Below are 17161 nucleotides of genomic sequence, written 5' to 3'. Positions count from 1 at the left end.
AAGACTTTCTAAAAAAGAAATTTACGTTCTCTTCCAGACGCTTTTTTCAGATAATTAATTGATTCCTTATAAAAAGGAAATTTCTCTTCTTCTTTTTTAAATGGCCCCGTATGTATTTTTCTCCTACCCCTCTTATAAGTGAATCCAAATTTAATATGCAACATTTCGTGGTACATTATGTATTCAACTACATACTTTGGAGTTTTTTTCTCATCCAAAAGCCTTGAAACTACAATCTCGTTTTTAGAACGGTCATATCTTCCGAAAATTCTATAAGCCCTTCTTTTGGACCATCTTAAAGCAGGTTTAGTTATTTCATTAGCAAAAAAATTATTATTAATCGTATAGAATATTTCATCGAGATCAAAATAACTCCCGTTTGGTTCATGCGTTCCCTTCACATTCTCAAAAGATTCGTTAATAATAATGTTGTGAATGTAATCATTATATATTCTTTTATATCTAGGTGCTACCCGGATTCCTTTAATCTTGGATAAAAGAACATATGCAAGAGCTTCTTTTACTTCTTGGGGTGCATCTTTTAATTTATCAGATACCCTAACGTATAGAACGCCTTTTTTTACCCTAGCAGTATTTTTTATACTTTTATATGGATAGTAGTCAGATACTACTTTATATCTAAATCCCAAGTTTAGAGATACATTGGAAATTATTTGATTTAATTTGGCGTCCATTGGACAGATTTCTGATGTTGACTTATAAAGATTTTTGGGAAAAGATTTATAATATGGCCACCTTGTTTGTTCGTGGTTAATTGTACTTCCCAATCATTCTTAACACAAATAAAGAAGTTTTAATCGTTGGTGCAGGCAATGTATCCCTTAGAAAAACAAAAAAACTTCTTGAATTTACGAATAATATTAAAGTTATTTCTTCAGAGTTTCATAAAGATTTTGATAATCTAAATATTAAAAAAATTAAAATGGAAATAAATGAAGAGAATTTTCCTACACTAATTAGCAAAGATATCAGCTTTGTTATACTATCATTAAATAATAAGGATCTAAACAGAAAACTATGCAACATTTGTAAAAAAAATAGAATAATGGTAAATGTAGTTGATGATAAAGAACTGTCGGATATAATCTTCCCAGCTGTTATAGAAAAGGAAAATCTACTAATTGCAATATCCACTAAAGGAGAATGTCCATACTATTCCAAAAAACTTAAAGAAGAAATAGCGGAATTTATCGATAGAAAAGATAAAGAAGCAAAAATATTGATTAATGCTAGAAAGAAAGGGGATGCCCTTGATGACACTTATAAAAAAATTAAAAGAGGATTGTGAATGTTCCTACTAAATTTTATGATTACCTACCAAAACGCCCCAGTATATGTGAGGGAAAAATTTTCCTTTTCTAAAAAACATAGAAATGAACTCATGAGACAAATATGTTGTGAAACTGGTGTAAAAGGATGCGTAATACTAAATACCTGCAATAGAACAGAGATATATTGTGTAGCAGACAGGGGCGAATCTATAGAGGGCATTATCCTTCTTTTGAAGGATATAAGCCCTGATGTTGAGAATTATTTAGAGGTAACTAGTGGAAATGAAGCGATAAGGCATTTGTTTAGAGTTGCTTCAGGTTTAGAATCACTAATTATTGGCGAAAATCAGATTTTATCCCAAGTTAAAAATAATTATTTTGAATGTAAAAGCGAATGCTCAACGGATTCATTATTGGACATTATTTTTAATCAAGCAATAAGAGTTGGAAAACTTGTAAGAACAAATACTGATATTTCTAAAGGTGGAGTTTCAGTTGGAAGCGCAGCAGTCAAACTTGCCGAAAATATATTTGGTTCTTTAGTTGATAAAAAAATATTGATTGTTGGTGCAGGAGAAATGAGTTGTCTTATTGCTAAGTCACTCTCTTCAAAAGGTGTTGATGGCGTATATGTTTCGAATAGAAACTATGAGACGGCAAAAAATATAGCAGAAACCATTGGTGGTCAAGCGTTAAAATTTGATTATTTGATGGACCATATCAAAGTTTCAGATCTTGTTATAACTGCAACTTCTGCCCCCCATACAATAATTCATGCGAATGAAATTAAAGAAATAGTAAAGGAACGAAATAAAGACTTAGTGATCATAGACATTGCAATACCAAAAGACGTTGAGGACTCTGTTGGGAAAATTGAAAGTGTACATCTTTACAATATTGACTCACTATCGGAAATAGCTAAAGAGAATATGGAAATAAGAAGGGAAGAAGCTGAAAAGGCATCATTGATAGTCGAACAAGAATTAAAAAAACTTGAAACTAATCTTAAAGGAATGTTTGTAGAGCCTTATATAGCGGATGTTTGGGTAAAAGCTGAAGATATAAGAAAAACAGAATTAGATAGAGCTTTAAGAATGCTTAATCTTGATAATGAAAAAGATATAATGATTTTAGAGGATTTGACAAAGGCCATAGTTTCTAAGGTTTTGCATAAACCAGTCAGAGATTTAAGGGAAAAAGTATACAATAACTTGGAGGCGGTAGAATCTTTCCAGAAGTTAGATTGAGAAGACTACGAAAAAATGAAAGACTTAGAGCTTTGCTCAGGGAACATGATGTAACCCCAAATGATCTAATTTATCCTATTTTTGTACATGAAAAAAGTAATATAGAAGAGATACCATCTATGCCAGGCCAATTTAGATATCCCGTCTCTGAGTTAAAGAAAATTACAAAAAAAGCGGAAGACCTTGGGATACCGGGAATTTTACTTTTTGGTATGCCTGAAATAAAAGATGAATTTGGTAGTGAAGCGTATAGAGATAAAGGAATTGTTCAAAAGGCAATTAAAATTATAAAGGATAATACCGACCTTCTTGTGATTACAGATATTTGTCTTTGTCAATATACTTCGCACGGTCACTGTGGATTAGTAAGTGATGGAATTATAAAAAATGATGACACATTGAGATTATTAGCTAAAACAGCTTTGTCCCATGCAAAAGCGGGTGCAGATATAGTAGCCCCGTCTGACATGATGGATGGAAGAGTTCTTGCAATAAGAACTGAATTAGACAATAACTCTTTCGAAGAAATTTTGATTATGTCTTATGCTGCAAAATTTTTATCATCCTTTTATGGCCCCTTTAGAGAAGCGGCCCATTCTGCACCAGTTTTTGGTGATAGGAGGACCTACCAAATGGAACCTGGAAATATCTTGGAAGCTCTAAGAGAAGTTGAACTCGACATTAAAGAAGGTGCCGATATTGTTATGGTGAAACCTGCCTTGCCTTACCTAGACGTCATATTTCGGGTAAAGGAAAAATTTGGACTTCCCACAGCAGCATACAATGTCAGTGGCGAATATTCTATGGTAAAGGCGGCGTCAAAGATGGGTTGGATCGATGAAAATAAAGTAATGGAAGAGTTACTCCTATCCATAAAACGTGCTGGAGCTGACTTTATTATATCGTACTTTGCATTGGAGTACGCATCTCGATGAATAGCTTTGAGATATACAAAATATTAAAAGAGTATTTTGGAGAAGTAGGCAGTTGGTGGCCAAAAGATAGACCTTTTGAAGTTATAATTGGTGCTATACTTACCCAACAATCAACTTGGACCAATGTTGAAAAAGCTTTGAGCAATCTAAAAGAAGCAAAGATTCTATCTCCAAAGGATATAGTAGAATTGCCTCTTGATGATTTAAAGCAAATAATTAAACCAAGTGGTTTCTTTAATCAGAAAGCAGAAAGATTGAGAAAAATATCCGAATATCTATTATTTACCTATGGTGGAGAACTGGAATTATTATTTTCAAAGGATAAAAAAATTCTACGAGAAGAGCTATTAAAATTAAAGGGTATTGGTGACGAAACTGCCGATAGTATTATTCTATATGCCGCAGAAAAAACTGAATTTGTCGTTGATACTTATACAAAGAGGATATACTCAAGATTAAAAATTGTTGAAGAAAAAATTAGTTATGATGATCTAAAAAAATACATAATAAATGAAATACCTGAAGATCTGCTAACATATCAAGAGTTTCATGGACTTATAGTCCTATTAGGGAAAAATATATGCAAGAAAAATCCAAATTGTAAAGAGTGTCCACTTAATTCAAACTGTAATTATATAGTAAATAAAAATATATATTAATCACTCTTCAAGGTCTTTTTAAAAATACTTTTCGCACTTTCAGAATACCGTTTTGCCTCATCAGTTCTTCCTTGTGATTCATACATCTCGGCAAGATTTAACATTGCCATTGCTACGTCAGGATTATTTGTGCCAAATACTTTTTCTAAAATTATAAGTCCTTTCTTAAAATAGAATTCTGCTTCTTCGTATTGCTCTCTTGCCCGATATAATCCCGCTAGATTATTAAAAAATGTCACAAGCGAAGGATGGAATTCTCCTAAAGTTTTCTCAGATATTTGAAATGCTTCTTTAAAGTAGCTTTCTGCTTCTTCATATTGTCCTATGCCCTCTTTGACCAGAGCTATATTATTAAATGTCATTGCATGATAGTGATGATTCTTACCATAACTCTTTTCATCAATTTTCAGAACTTCTCTGTAAAGTTTTTCAGCTTCCCCGTAATTTCCTTCAAGATAATAAATTCCGGCAATGTTATTTATTGCTGTGGCAATGTCTGGGTGGTCTGGGCCATAAGCACTTCGCCATATTTCAAATGCCCTCTTATACAGATTTAATGCTTCAGTATATTGTCCCTTTATTTTGTGTATTTCAGCCAAATTATTCAAAGCAGATCCAATATCTGGATTCTTGGGATCTTTGTTATGTTCAAATATTTCTATCGCTTTCCTGTAAAGAGTCTCTGCTTCATTGAATTTTTTCTCTAAACGATAAAGGTCTGCCAGGTTGTTATAACCTGTAGCTATTTCGAGATGATTCTGGCCTAAAGTTTTTTGTTTAATATCCAAAGATCTTTTATATAGCGGTTCGGCCTCTTTGTATTTACCTCTCGATACATAAATACCCGCAAGATTATTCAAAGATGTGGCAACATCGGGGTCGTCGGAGCCTAAATTATTTTCCCATATTTCTAATGCTTTTACGGAAAGAGATTCAGCTTCTTCAAACTTTCCTTGGGCATCATAAATCAATGAGAGATTGTTCATGGAAATAGCAACTTTGGTACTATCGTTTCCATAAACTTTTTTTGCAATATCAATAGAAAGTTTTGCAAGCTCTGCAGCTTCGGCGTACTTTCCTTCTCGATAAGTATTTATTGCCTTATAAGTAGTGTTATCCCAAAGTACGTCAAAAGCTTTTTCTTGATTCTTAGAGACCACATTATTACCCCAATAGTCCAATAAATAAGCTAAATAGACTTATACTTAGCTATTATCTCTTTTAACTCATTAAATCTGACAGGTTTTCTCAAAACTTCTTTTGCCCCTGCTTCTAACGCCTTGGAACCTATAGTAGAACCATAAGCAGTTATGGCAATTATCTTTGCCTTCGGGTCAAATTGAATGATCTCCTTAGTCGCATCTATGCCACTTTTTTTTGGGAGTTTTAAATCCATTAGAACTACATCGGGTTTATGCTCTTTGTAAAGGGCAACGGCTGCTTCTCCATCTGAAGCCGTGAACAAATTATCTCCCTCCAAGAATTCCTGATAAAATTCGGATAAATCTTTATAATCCTCTACTATTAAGATTTTAGACATAAAATCACTCTAATTATTTAAATATCTAGTTTCTTTATGTATTTATCGTATAAAAACTTTGTTATGAGAAACGATAGACTTTTAATAGATACTAATTTAACCCAATTGAAACTTATCTTCAAACAAAACCTTTAAAAGTTGCTGAAAGGAAGATAGGTAACACAAAATATAAATAAAGTAACACGATATATGTGAGGTGTAATAGATGAAAGGTGCAATATTAGTTGGACATGGTAGTAGGCTCAGTTACAACAAAGAGCTTCTAACAAAATTATCAGAAATTTTTAAAGATTATTTTGATGGAGGAATAATAGAGATTGGATTCATGGAAATGAATACCCCAAAGATAATGGACGGCGTAAAAAGTGCTGTTAAGAAGGGCGCTGATGAATTGTATATAATTCCAGTATTCTTAGCAAAGGGCGTTCATACAACGGAAGATATTCCAAATGAAGTCGGTGGCTTCCAAAATGGGAAGAGTACAATTGATGTATATGGTAAAAAAGTAAAACTAATTTACTGCGAACCTATTGGCCCTGACAGAAGGATTGCTGAGATTCTTTGGGATAGAGTAAAGGAAAAATATTAATGAACAAGTTTATCATACTAGATATAAATCATGGGGGAAATTACCTAGCATCTATCCTAAAGGATCGGGGCTACGAAGTAATTATCTATGACATATATCAAACCAGGGGCGAAAAAAGGCAAGAAATCAATAAAAAAAATATCCAAGTCATTGATTCTGTAGAAAAAGATTACATAGATTACACTATTGTACATCCTGTCCATTGCCCCGACTATTTTCTTTCTTCTTTTTCAGATAATAAGAAATTAACTCATCATGAACTAGTAAAATTTCTATTTAATAGTAAAGATAAGGTAATTGAAATCACGGGATCAAAGAGTAAAACGACAACAGCACATATTTTGGCCTTTCTTCTTTCATTTGACAATGAAGTTTTACTTAACTCCTCAATAGGTTATGAGTCTTTTCTAAAAGGTAAAGCCAAAAAGATAGATGAAAATAATTCGATATCTCCTGGTTACATGGCTAAAATATTGTCAGAACATGATAAAATGCCCCATGTGCTTGAAGAAAGCCTCGGTATATGTGGGGTCGGCAATATTTCAATTCTGACAAGTACTAATCCGGTATATAAAATAAAAGGAGGAAATAGCAATTCATTGGAAGCAAAAAAACAGCTTTTCAAATTATCTGAAGGCAAAATTATAATTGATGGAAAAGATAAGATTGCAAATGATTTAGCGAATGAATATAAAAAAGATGTTTTACGAATATGGGAAGATGTAAGGATTGAACTACCTGATTATCTACAAATTGGTAATGATGTTCATTCTAGCATTTATTTCAAAGATTTGGAATTACAATCTAAATTCAATGGAAATTATCTTCTAGCGGGATATGTGAATCCCATACTATTCAGCGCCATGGCTTTAAAGTTATTAAATAAAGACCTAGAAAAAATGTCAGACAATTTAAAGATATTTAATGGCGTGGCAAATAGATTATCTGTTTTAAATGAAAATGATTATACTAAAATTATAGATAAATCTGGAGGCTTTTCGGAAGACAGCTTAAGATATTTATTATCTCTTTTGAAAAAGAACTATGATATGTTCTATAAAAACATTAATTTATTGATTGATTTAAATAACGTATCACATTGCCAAAAAATAGATATTTTTGCTTTAGATAAAGTAATTGGAGAATTTGGCAATCTAGTAGACAATGCATTTTTATTAGGTGATCATGATTTTGAAACATTTAAATACCTAAAAAATAGCACTGAACTAAAGATTAAAGCGGGGGATCTTTTAATAGAATGCGGTAAGTGATAAAATGAATATATTAACTCCTAGACCAAATCCTATAGTTGCAGCCTTGTACACATTGAGAGACCTTGATGTCGATGTTGCAGTATTACATGGGCCCTCTGGATGTGGGTTCCGGGCAGCTAGATTACTAGAAGAAGATGGAATGAAAGTAGTAACTACTTCAATGTCAGAAGAAGATTTAATTTTTGGTGCTAGTGATAAACTAATTGAAGTATTACACGAAGTTGATGAGCTTTTTTCCCCCAAGACTATAGGTGTTGTTGGATCATGTGTTAGCATGATAATTGGTGAAAATGTGAAAAAAGCTATAGCCGATTCTGGTTTAAAGGACAAAGCCTTCTTTGTAGAAATCCATGGCTGCATGGGAGCGAATACAAGAGGAGCCATAGAAACCTTGAAGGCTGCAATGGAATTTGGTCTTATTGATGAAAATGAATTTAAAAGACAAGAAAAGATGCTCCTTTTGGCAACTGAAGTTGAGTCAAATAGCGGAATGGCTAAATCAAAATACACTCGACCTTCGAGAGGAACGGAACTTAAGGTAGTTGCAGACCATATAGTCAATCTACTAAAGGAGAACAAAAAAATAGCTGTAATTCTAAATGCAAAAAAAGAGACTGCATATCTTTTTGCAGATATACCTCTTGCAATAAATTTAGCTTCAAAAAAACATGGGGGATCTGTGATAAACGTTGGTAATCTTTCTAAAGATGTGGGCCTCTTAAGAATCAAGAGATACGTAGAAGATATAAAAAATAATTTTGAGTCCAATGACATTACTATTGATTATATTTCTGGAGGAATGGACGAATACCCAATAGCAGGCAAAAACGCAATAGAGTACCTCAAAGATAAAGATTTTGATCTTCTTGTTGCAGTTGGAATACCACAAGCATTACCTATCATAAACAAAGAATCTATAGCAGTTACAAATGGCCCAAGAGAAGTACACCCACTTGAAGACAGAGGATACAAATATGTAACAGTTGAAATAGCTTCACACTCAACTGTGATGGGTACAAGAGAAATTGTTCTTAGTGAACTTGGTGAAGCAATAAGAAATGCTGCAGGGATTCAATGAAACAAATTGCAATATATGGAAAAGGTGGAATAGGAAAGTCCTCGATATCGTCAAATCTTTCGGTAAATATGGCTTCTGAAGGATTTGAAGTCTTACTTATTGGTTGCGATCCAAAAAGTGATAGCACTATTAATCTCTTTGGTGGTAGACGAATAGATACAGTCTTGGATTTGTACAAGAAAGGTATTACAGACCCAGATAAATTAATTTTTGAAGGATATAATGGTGTAAAAGGTGTTGAGGTAGGCGGGCCCGCTGCAGGAGTAGGGTGTGCAGGCAGAGGAATTCTTGTTGCATTGAAAACACTAAATAAAGATTATTACCTTGAAAAAGGGTTTGACATAATAATATATGATGTCCCAGGGGATGTTGTTTGTGGCGGATTTGCTGGTCCTGCTAGAGAAGGATATGCAGATGAAATTTACATAGTTACTAGCGGGGAATATCTTTCAGTCTATGCAGCAAACAATATTGCAAAGGGCCTATTTAATCTCAATGTAAAGATGGGAGGAATAATAGGAAATATGAGGGGCATACCAAACGAGGAAGAAAAAATAAAATCATATTCAGAAGAGATAGGCTCACAGTTAATTAATGCAGTTGAAAGAAATCCCAAAATATATGAAAGTGAGATTGAGGGTAAAACTGTTCTTGAAAAATACCCAGATGACTCTCTAAATTTAAAATTCAAAGATATTGGAAATAAAATAATTAAAAATAAAGAAGCCAGAGTTCCAAATCCCACAACAGATGAAAAGATAAGATCAATAATTGGAGGGTTCTATTGAAGATACCTAGGATTGTAATTTCTGGAACTGCTTCTGGTGTTGGCAAGACTTCAATTTCTTGTGGGATAATGAAAGCACTATCCAAGAAAAAGAAGGTTGCGCCTTTCAAAGTAGGGCCAGATTTTATTGATCCAATATATCATAGATTTGCCACGGGGAACTTCTCTAGAAATCTTGATACTTTTTTTATGGAAAAAGATGCACTAATCGAGAATTTTACAAGAGGCGCAGATAAGAAAGATATAGCAATCATAGAAGGTGTAAGGGGCCTATATGAAGGAATTGATCCAGTTCAAGAAATCGGTTCAACTTCACATGTTTCAAAGATTTTAGATTCTCCAGTAATTCTTGTGATGAACACTCGTTCATTGACAAAAAGTGCAGCTGCATATATCAAAGGATTTCAAGCCCTAGACCCAAATGTCAAAATAAGAGGAGTTATCTTAAATCAGGTTAGAGATGATGTCCACTATCAAAAATTAAAAAAGGCTATAGAAGCTTTTACAGACGTTGAGATTGTAGGCAGCATTGAGAGAGGTGCAATATCATTGAACTCTAGGCATCTCGGACTAGTACCCCTTATTGAAAGAGATGATAGAGAAGAAGTTATGGAAGATCTAGGAAAAGAGATTGAAAATTCCCTTGATGTTGATAAAATAAAAGGTATAGCAGATGAAGCAGAAGACTTAGAGAAAAAAGAAGGATTTTTATTTAAAATTAATCCAGAATTAAAGAATAGTAAAATTACTGTTGGTATACCATTCGACAAAGCTTTCAGTTTTTACTATAGAGAAAATATAGAAGCCCTGGAAGAAAATGGCGCTAAAATAAGGTATTTCAGACCTACTGAAGGAGAGAATTTGCCTGAAGCTGACTGTTATTACATTGGTGGAGGATATCCTGAGATATATCCTGACAGTATATCAAGAAATCAAGATTTTTTAAAAGGCTTGAAATCTGCTTTTGAAGAATCTAAACCGATATACGGCGAATGTGGTGGGCTAATGATGCTTTCCAAATACATAGAAGTAGAAAATAAAAGATATCCTATGGCAGGAATATTCGACGAAGGAACGTTAATGAAAAAAAGTAAACAGGGTTTAAGTTATGTTGTTGCACAACCTACTGAAAAGCACTTCTTCTTAAAGGATAACGTAAAGGGCCATGAATTCCATTATTCCAAAATGGAACCTTTGCCCAATAAACAAGACTTTGCCTACAGGATTTTAAGGGGTAAAGGAATTAATAATGGTATGGACGGATTAATAAAAAATAAATGTATTGGTTCCTATTTGCATGTTCACGTTGGAGGTGCCCCTTCGTGGGCCTCTTCATTTTTAGAAAGCGTTTATCGATAAATCACATTTCAAATCCAGGTGGCATCATAGGCATTTTTCCCTTCATGCCTCTGAGTTGTCTTTTGTTCATGCCTTTCAAGAACTTCTTAATCATTGCATACTGATTTAATAGCTCTTTTACCTCGCCCTGATTTGTACCAGACCCTCTAGAAATTCTTCTTATGCGCTCATGATTAATAATCTTGGGATTCTTCTTTTCCTGCATCGTCATAGAATCCATTATTATTCTAAATTTTGTAAGTTTCTCTTCTCCAACTTCGACCATGTCTGTTGGAAGATTTGCCCCCATTCCAGGTATCATAGAAAGTACCTGCTTCAATGGACCCATTTTGCTTACCATTTCAAGTTGACTATACATGTCAAAGAGATCGAACTTTCCTGTAAGTATCTTATCCTTGTCAAGCTTTGAGTAATCTTCTGCTTCAGAGGCTTCTTTTACTTTCTCTAAAAGAGTTTCAAGATCTCCAAGACCCAATAAGCGTGAAACGAACCTCTTTGGATCAAAAGGCTCTATAGAATCGATTCTTTCCCCTGTTCCTATAAATTTAATAGGTGCACCTGTAGCAGCTGCTGCAGATAGTGCCCCTCCCCCTTTAGCCGAACCATCTAGTTTTGTTACTATTATAGATCCTACTGTAGTTGCATTTGCAAATCCTTCAGCTTGAACAAAGGCTTGTTGGCCAATTGTACCATCAATAACAAGTGTTACTTCGTCAGGATTTATTGTATTGGAGATTTCAGTCATCTCCTCTATTAATCCTTTTTCTTCTCTGTGCCTTCCGGCTGTATCAACAATAATTATGTCCGAAGTCTTTTCCTTAAAGAATTTTACTCCTTCCCTTGCTAGTTTGATACTGTCCTTTTCCTTTGGATCCCCAAACACAGGTATGTTATTCTCGGCACAGAACTGTTTTAACTGTTCAAATGCTCCAGGTCTCCAAGTATCTGCCCCGACAACACCTACCCTAAATCCTCGTTTTTGGTAAAATCTAGCAAGTTTTCCGGTAGTTGTGGTCTTTCCGCCCCCCTGAATACCTATCATCAAGACTATTTTGCCTTTTTTATCTGGAAGATGCTCCTTTTTGGTATCAGAACCCATAAATTTTGAAAGCTCTTCATAAACTATCTTTATTATGTGCTCCTTTCTCGACACACCTTTTGGTAGTTTTTCTTCCATTGCTCTTGATTCTATATTCTTCGATAATTCAAAGACTAGCTTAACATTGACATCAGAAAGTAAGAGTGCCTTTTGAATGTCCTTAACAAGCTCTTTTATAAGAGATTCATCAACTACCCCTGCCTTTGTCAATTTTCTCAATGCACCGCTTAATGCGCCCGAAAGCGAGTCTAAGACCATACAAACACCTAACTTTAGACATTATTTTTTCTTATAAAAAACTAATGGTCAATTTTCTTTTTTAAAGTAATGACAAACGTCCTGCCAATCGGTTCTCTTTCAATTAACTCTTTCTTTTCAAGATTTGTAAGAATTTTAGTTATTTTAGCTTTTGAAAATCCCGTTATACTTGATAATCTCTTCTGTTTTATCTTCCCACCTTCGTTTTTTATTATTTCACATATAGTCATCTCATCCTCTGAAAGAAGGGAAGGCGGAATCTTGACTTCCACGTCTCTATTTTTTGAAGATCTATAAAAGATAAGCATTCCTACAAAAATTAATAGTATTAGAACAATTGCCAACGGGACTAAAATATTTGTACCAAATCCATTATTTGATACAAGTGAATTGTACTTAATTTTAAACATCATCGGAGTTGAAGGAGATTTCATCTCCCAAAGAACAATAATCCTTTTTCCATCGCTTTGCAGATATGTGGGTTCTGGGATAATTGCAGATATATCTTCATTGTTAATGCCGTAAGCAGGAGGAAGTTTTATCCTAAAAATAAGATTTTTGACATTTGAATAGACTAGCTCCTTCATATACACAAAATCTTTTTTCTTTACTTCTACAGCATCTGAAATGGTATAAGTTATCTTTATGCTGTTTAATTCATTTGAAGCCAATCTTATTGCTTGATTTGTAGGCGGATTGAGTTTTTCATCATTGTATATAACTTCCAGATTTTTGTAGCCATTTGGCAGGTATAAATTAAAATCAATTTCATTTTTTGGGTATAGGATAATGTCAATCGATTCTTTCAATGAATGATCTTCCATTATCTCAACGTCTATTTTGAGATATGTAATCTCAATTTCATTATCGGCAAGCATAGGTGAAGAAGATAAAGGCAATATCAAAAAAAGGAATATTAGAGCTATTAATAAACATTTAAAGGATTTTTTCAATTCTTTTGACATAATACTACCCAATGCTAAAAAGATACTTGAATCCTTATATAATTTTTAGGATTAATCAAAATATAAGTTTTTTTGAGCCAGAATTATATATAAGGTTTTAGATAAATAATGTTTTATTAGAATGGAATAGTATGCTTTAAGTTGGATATATAAAAAGAAAAAAATATATTTTTACCCAACCTCATTAAGATATTTGAAACTAAGGAAGAGTAACAGTTGTAGAACCGGCCACAATAAAATTATTTAAAGATGTCAACGATTTCCATCGAACTTCATTTAACAAAAATTATTATATTTGATAGACCGGTTCTTTATTGTAGATTTATTCACCTTACAGAGCGATCATTGTCGAAGTCATTTGGACCCCATCAATGTTCCTAATTTTTTCGGTAAGGAACGGGTCAAGATCTTTCAACTGCTCCACATTTACTTTGACAACTATGTCATATTCTCCGTATACTATATATGCTTCTTCAACTTCCTTCATACTTTTTAGACTTTCAAGAATCTTCTTTTCTTTTCCAGCATCACCCACGATGAGGGCAAAAGCAACAACCATTATATCACCCATTATATTATTAATTTTAGATATTTAAAACTTTTTATGGATTGTCTAGAAGTTATATAAGATATCTTGAATATACTAAATGAAATTTGCAAGCCCAATTATATATGGTTTCTCTTATTCATAAAATTTTAATTTGTGCCAAATAGTTTTAAACTAATTATTTTGATATCTTTCATGAAAATAATAGTCGCTATACTGCTTCTATGCATCATGGCTGTTTCCCCTATTTCTAGTGAACTTACCTCACTTATCGTCCCATTAAACGATAGCGATATCCCCAAGGAGATAAAGCCTCTACTAAAAGAAGGCTACAGAATTAATTTTCAGGGTTATGAAGAAAATCTCATTGAGTTTATATGCTATGATGAAAATTCAGCTTCACTGCTTCTAAATGAATTCTTAAACTCGAGAGGAGGGTATAAAATCCAAGAATATGATAATTTTTCCTACAAAGGTATGAGTGGCTATTCGTTCACTTCTACTTGGGGAAAAGGATATGTTCTAAAAGAAAAAAATAGAGTGTATGTTTTCAATTCCCCCTCCGAGAACATTTCTAATCTTAATATTCTCTTAGAAACTAAGTTTGGAAAAGCCTTTCCTTATCTTTATCTGGCTTTGTTATTAATACCGATAGGACTAATCTTCTATAAAATTATAAAATAATCTTCTCGATACTTTCAGAGATTTCTTTTACTTCTTCATTTTCCATGCCATAAAGCTTGATAGTCTCGATTACAAAACCTTTCTCTTTTGTCCTATCATATCTTGGACATTTAGTAAAAAGCGATTTTCCAGTTTTTGGCCTTATTTTTTTATTAAGAAGTTCAAGAGATTTGGCTGGATTCTCATCCCTCACGAATACTGATATTGATTTATGCCCTTTGTAAGGTATCTCAAGTGATGATTCTTGGAATATCTGTGCCATATTTCTTAAGATATTCAATTTTTTTTGTGCTTTCTCAATTTCATCACCAAGCTTAAGATAATAACTATCAGGGAGTTTTGAGAATGACAGTACTTTTTCTGATTCTTCCAGATTAATGTCAGGACTAATCCCAACAAAACCTCCATAACCACACTCCAAAATCTTTGGACTTCCTGTTGAGCAGTATATCACATCGGCCCAGCCAAAATCTTTATCGGGAAAAACTCCAGAGATATCCTCAATTGATACAATTCCTTTGTTCATTAATTCATTACATATCTCACGGGAAGGATTGGGCCTTATGTGGCCAGAAAGAGAAGTGAATAAAAAAACGTCATACTCTTTTTTGAATTTTGGCAAAATAATACCTTTGTCAGTAGGGATTTCAACATAATTTTTTTTCAGAAGGTTTGGAATCTCGATAAATCCTTTAAAACCACCTTGGTCTGGTATTCCTATTTTATTTATATTTGAATCAAAAAGAATTGAAAAAAGACCAAATGTAGCAGAATTGACAAAATAGATATTGTAATCCTTATTGAGTAAGTGTAATATCTTTTTTCTTAGATTCAGTATAATCTTTTCCATATTTTTTCCACCAATTCTTAACTGTAAAATTATCTGGCCTTAGGAACTCATTGTTTTCTATCGAAATATCAGATATAACATCAATTCTCAAAGCTTTGATACATTTTTCGGCAGTATCATATCCAACAAGATATCTCTTTTCAGCCAAAACAACGCCCAATGGATTAATTCTTGAAGTTCTTGAAACTTTGTCATCGAGATCAAAGTAAGAGAGTAAGACAGATTTTTTTTTCTTTGATGCTTCAATTAAATCTCTTGTTATGTTTGGCCTAATATCCATACTTCTCTCAAATCCTTCCTCCCTAAAGAAATATTCAGTGTCTTCCTTCTTAAGCCCAGTTAAGTACCCTTCCTTAATTGACTTGATCTCAGATTTTAAGTCTATGTTTTCAGAAGATTTCTCTAGAAAAGATTCTTTCTTTTCGTCGTAACCTTCAATATGGATCTGGATGAATATTCCATTCTTTTCTAGAATCTCCCTTATTTTTGGAATATTCTCTTCTTTTATCAAGATTATATTTGGCTCAATAGAATGTTCAACAAAATTTTGTATCCTCTTATTTATTTCTAAAAATAAAGGTACATCATTAATAATAAGGAATATGCCTTTGAAAGCTCTAACTTTACCATATTTTGATGCCCAATCTCTCAGTTGATATATAACATTTTGAGGTATATCATTAGAAGAGTATTTTTTCAAAAAGTTAATTATTTTATCAAGGGAGAATCCAGATTCTATGCCCGTCATAATAGTTTCCGACGTTATTTGATACAAACTTACAATGTCTGCTTTTTGGATATCTGCAAATCTATTCAGATCAAATAGTGCAATCTTATCAATCTCTTCTGATAAAACTGAGATTTCAAAATTTGGAGTCATGAAAAGAATCTTTTTCTGCTCTGCCTTCTTACTCTTGTCAAAGTAAATTGTGGGCTCTTTTGATGCTATTCTTTCAGATGATAATAGCTCCTTCCCAAACTGAGTAAGTGAGAAAGAAATCATTTTTCCATCCTTAAATCCGCCGTCAACTATCCCAAGCCACAATAAATAATCAGCTATTACTTTCTCAAAGAATTTATCATCAAAATATATCCAACGATTTTCATCCTTTTCATCGAATAGGGAATTCTGTAATTTTTTTATGAATGATTTAATGTAGATATTTTTACCCACTTCTACTTTTTTTATAGAATCAAGGACTATTCTGATGTTTAGCTCATTTACCCTACTTATGAAAATTTCCTTTCTCTTAAAACCTTCAATACTTTCTAGGCCAAAGAAGATATACTTAAAGAACAATCTAATTAAGTCCTCGTCAGTAATAGGAAGAATTTCATTGATTTTATCTGTAAGAATATACTGGTCCCCAGATATTTTAATTAAGCCAAAATCCAAAGCAAGACTTTCGATGAACTGTGATCTGGATTCATTTTTTATGTGAAGCTTTTCAACAAGCCCCTCTTGGTCTTTCTTGGAAATCTCCTTTTTAGCGGTAAGTTTTAATTCTTCTTTTGCAACAAACGATAAGAAAATAATTAGATCAGATATGAGGAGATTCTTATCTTTTCTTACCTGTAAATTCTCAAGAGGAATTTCCCCAGGGATCTTCTTAAAAATATTAATTAAATTTTCCTTTAATATGGAATTAACAACATATGTCTTAATTATTCCATCCATTCCCTCTAAAACTAATAAATTAGTCTCAAGTGTTTTAATAACTTCTTCAAATGTCCAGAAGCTGTATTTTTCTATGAAAATATTCTGAGCATCCTGCTGCTTTTTTACCCCTCCAGCCATCAGCAAAATACCCAAGAATTCCTTTTCCTTAAGCGATAATGAGTTAAAAACAGCTTCAATCTTATTCTCATCTTCCATTGCTTTCTCTAGGGAATCGATAACCTGTTCTTTAGGCGTCGTAATATCAACTCCCCACGCCTTAAGCGTATTCTCCATCTGTTTTCCAGATAGACCCTTAACTTTTTCCCTCATATCCAACA

Annotated in this window: 18 protein-coding genes; 10 read left to right on the top strand and 8 right to left on the bottom strand. The window is 33.1% G+C overall.

Features of this window, described 5'->3' with window-relative positions:
- Window positions 1-8: 8 nt before the first annotated feature.
- Window positions 9-695, bottom strand: coding sequence for a hypothetical protein (locus PLI06_08435; protein ID HOI77618.1), 687 nt, complete (start codon window positions 693-695; stop codon window positions 9-11).
- A gap of 80 nt (window positions 696-775) precedes the next feature.
- On the opposite strand from PLI06_08435, the gene PLI06_08430 reads away from it, so the two are divergent.
- The 4 genes from PLI06_08430 to PLI06_08415 are packed head-to-tail and all read left to right on the top strand — an operon-like array spanning window position 776 to window position 4133.
- A complete protein-coding gene (locus PLI06_08430; GenBank protein ID HOI77617.1) occupies window positions 776-1309 on the top strand; it encodes a bifunctional precorrin-2 dehydrogenase/sirohydrochlorin ferrochelatase in 534 nt (177 codons plus the stop codon).
- The gene (hemA, locus tag PLI06_08425) at window positions 1310-2539 is read left to right on the top strand and encodes a glutamyl-tRNA reductase (GenBank protein HOI77616.1); all 1230 of its coding nucleotides are present in this window, start codon (window positions 1310-1312) and stop codon (window positions 2537-2539) included.
- On the top strand, window positions 2536-3474 hold the full coding sequence (gene hemB, locus PLI06_08420; protein HOI77615.1) for a porphobilinogen synthase: 939 nt from the start codon (window positions 2536-2538) through the stop codon (window positions 3472-3474). The genes hemA and hemB overlap by 4 nt, the downstream gene beginning before the upstream one ends.
- Window positions 3471-4133 carry a hypothetical protein gene (locus PLI06_08415; protein ID HOI77614.1) on the top strand — a complete coding sequence of 221 codons (663 nt, stop codon included), beginning with the start codon at window positions 3471-3473 and terminating at the stop codon, window positions 4131-4133. The genes hemB and PLI06_08415 overlap by 4 nt, the downstream gene beginning before the upstream one ends.
- Here PLI06_08415 and PLI06_08410 read toward each other — a convergent pair.
- Both PLI06_08410 and PLI06_08405 read right to left on the bottom strand, forming a co-directional pair.
- Complete coding sequence (locus PLI06_08410; protein HOI77613.1) at window positions 4130-5293, bottom strand: tetratricopeptide repeat protein; 1164 nt, start codon at window positions 5291-5293, stop codon at window positions 4130-4132. The two genes, PLI06_08415 and PLI06_08410, sit on opposite strands and share 4 nt — an antisense overlap.
- Window positions 5294-5322: 29 nt before the next feature.
- Window positions 5323-5673, bottom strand: a complete 351-nt coding sequence (locus PLI06_08405; GenBank protein ID HOI77612.1) for a response regulator — start codon at window positions 5671-5673, stop codon at window positions 5323-5325.
- Between the two features lie 205 nt (window positions 5674-5878).
- On the opposite strand from PLI06_08405, the gene cfbA reads away from it, so the two are divergent.
- The 5 genes from cfbA to cobB are packed head-to-tail and all read left to right on the top strand — an operon-like array spanning window position 5879 to window position 10760.
- Window positions 5879-6262, top strand: coding sequence for a sirohydrochlorin nickelochelatase (gene cfbA, locus PLI06_08400; GenBank protein ID HOI77611.1), 384 nt, complete (start codon window positions 5879-5881; stop codon window positions 6260-6262).
- Window positions 6262-7533, top strand: coding sequence for a hypothetical protein (locus PLI06_08395; protein ID HOI77610.1), 1272 nt, complete (start codon window positions 6262-6264; stop codon window positions 7531-7533). The genes cfbA and PLI06_08395 overlap by 1 nt, the downstream gene beginning before the upstream one ends.
- 4 nt (window positions 7534-7537) lie before the next feature.
- Complete coding sequence (cfbD, locus tag PLI06_08390) at window positions 7538-8614, top strand: Ni-sirohydrochlorin a,c-diamide reductive cyclase catalytic subunit (GenBank protein HOI77609.1); 1077 nt, start codon at window positions 7538-7540, stop codon at window positions 8612-8614.
- A complete protein-coding gene (locus PLI06_08385) occupies window positions 8611-9402 on the top strand; it encodes a nitrogenase iron protein NifH (GenBank protein HOI77608.1) in 792 nt (263 codons plus the stop codon). Before cfbD ends, PLI06_08385 begins: the two co-directional genes overlap by 4 nt.
- Window positions 9399-10760, top strand: a complete 1362-nt coding sequence (cobB, locus tag PLI06_08380) for a hydrogenobyrinic acid a,c-diamide synthase (glutamine-hydrolyzing) (protein HOI77607.1) — start codon at window positions 9399-9401, stop codon at window positions 10758-10760. The genes PLI06_08385 and cobB overlap by 4 nt, the downstream gene beginning before the upstream one ends.
- A 1-nt stretch (window position 10761) precedes the next feature.
- Here cobB and PLI06_08375 read toward each other — a convergent pair whose 3' ends face one another.
- From PLI06_08375 to PLI06_08365, 3 genes are all read right to left on the bottom strand, one after another.
- Window positions 10762-12117, bottom strand: a complete 1356-nt coding sequence (locus PLI06_08375; GenBank protein HOI77606.1) for a signal recognition particle protein Srp54 — start codon at window positions 12115-12117, stop codon at window positions 10762-10764.
- A gap of 41 nt (window positions 12118-12158) precedes the next feature.
- Window positions 12159-13082, bottom strand: coding sequence for a MarR family transcriptional regulator (locus tag PLI06_08370; protein HOI77605.1), 924 nt, complete (start codon window positions 13080-13082; stop codon window positions 12159-12161).
- Between the two features lie 331 nt (window positions 13083-13413).
- Window positions 13414-13641 carry an Lrp/AsnC ligand binding domain-containing protein gene (locus tag PLI06_08365; protein ID HOI77604.1) on the bottom strand — a complete coding sequence of 76 codons (228 nt, stop codon included), beginning with the start codon at window positions 13639-13641 and terminating at the stop codon, window positions 13414-13416.
- A 183-nt stretch (window positions 13642-13824) separates the two neighbouring features.
- Here PLI06_08365 and PLI06_08360 point away from each other — a divergent pair, with 183 nt between their 5' ends.
- Complete coding sequence (locus PLI06_08360; GenBank protein ID HOI77603.1) at window positions 13825-14313, top strand: hypothetical protein; 489 nt, start codon at window positions 13825-13827, stop codon at window positions 14311-14313.
- Here the strand turns inward: PLI06_08360 and PLI06_08355 are convergent.
- Window positions 14303-15163: a hypothetical protein gene (locus PLI06_08355; protein ID HOI77602.1), complete on the bottom strand. Its 861-nt coding sequence runs from the start codon at window positions 15161-15163 to the stop codon at window positions 14303-14305. The two genes, PLI06_08360 and PLI06_08355, sit on opposite strands and share 11 nt — an antisense overlap.
- A complete protein-coding gene (locus tag PLI06_08350) occupies window positions 15111-17153 on the bottom strand; it encodes a helicase-associated domain-containing protein (protein HOI77601.1) in 2043 nt (680 codons plus the stop codon). The genes PLI06_08355 and PLI06_08350 overlap by 53 nt, the downstream gene beginning before the upstream one ends.
- Window positions 17154-17161 lie beyond the last annotated feature (8 nt).

This window comes from Methanofastidiosum sp. (assembly GCA_035362715.1).
GTDB lineage: Archaea > Methanobacteriota_B > Thermococci > Methanofastidiosales > Methanofastidiosaceae > Methanofastidiosum.
This window is presented reverse-complemented; position numbering and strand designations above follow the sequence as displayed.

What these genes read in the sequence shown, in the direction of transcription:
- PLI06_08435 (HOI77618.1), bottom strand. Translation starts at nt 695, where the DNA reads ATGGACGCCAAATTAAATCAAATAATTTCCAATGTATCTCTAAACTTG.
- hemA (HOI77616.1), top strand. Translation starts at nt 1,310, where the DNA reads ATGTTCCTACTAAATTTTATGATTACCTACCAAAACGCCCCAGTATAT.
- PLI06_08415 (HOI77614.1), top strand. Translation starts at nt 3,471, where the DNA reads ATGAATAGCTTTGAGATATACAAAATATTAAAAGAGTATTTTGGAGAA.
- PLI06_08405 (HOI77612.1), bottom strand. Translation starts at nt 5,673, where the DNA reads ATGTCTAAAATCTTAATAGTAGAGGATTATAAAGATTTATCCGAATTT.
- cfbA (HOI77611.1), top strand. Translation starts at nt 5,879, where the DNA reads ATGAAAGGTGCAATATTAGTTGGACATGGTAGTAGGCTCAGTTACAAC.
- PLI06_08395 (HOI77610.1), top strand. Translation starts at nt 6,262, where the DNA reads ATGAACAAGTTTATCATACTAGATATAAATCATGGGGGAAATTACCTA.
- cfbD (HOI77609.1), top strand. Translation starts at nt 7,538, where the DNA reads ATGAATATATTAACTCCTAGACCAAATCCTATAGTTGCAGCCTTGTAC.
- PLI06_08385 (HOI77608.1), top strand. Translation starts at nt 8,611, where the DNA reads ATGAAACAAATTGCAATATATGGAAAAGGTGGAATAGGAAAGTCCTCG.
- PLI06_08375 (HOI77606.1), bottom strand. Translation starts at nt 12,117, where the DNA reads ATGGTCTTAGACTCGCTTTCGGGCGCATTAAGCGGTGCATTGAGAAAA.
- PLI06_08370 (HOI77605.1), bottom strand. Translation starts at nt 13,082, where the DNA reads ATGTCAAAAGAATTGAAAAAATCCTTTAAATGTTTATTAATAGCTCTA.
- PLI06_08365 (HOI77604.1), bottom strand. Translation starts at nt 13,641, where the DNA reads ATGGTTGTTGCTTTTGCCCTCATCGTGGGTGATGCTGGAAAAGAAAAG.
- PLI06_08360 (HOI77603.1), top strand. Translation starts at nt 13,825, where the DNA reads ATGAAAATAATAGTCGCTATACTGCTTCTATGCATCATGGCTGTTTCC.
- PLI06_08355 (HOI77602.1), bottom strand. Translation starts at nt 15,163, where the DNA reads ATGGAAAAGATTATACTGAATCTAAGAAAAAAGATATTACACTTACTC.
- PLI06_08350 (HOI77601.1), bottom strand. Translation starts at nt 17,153, where the DNA reads ATGAGGGAAAAAGTTAAGGGTCTATCTGGAAAACAGATGGAGAATACG.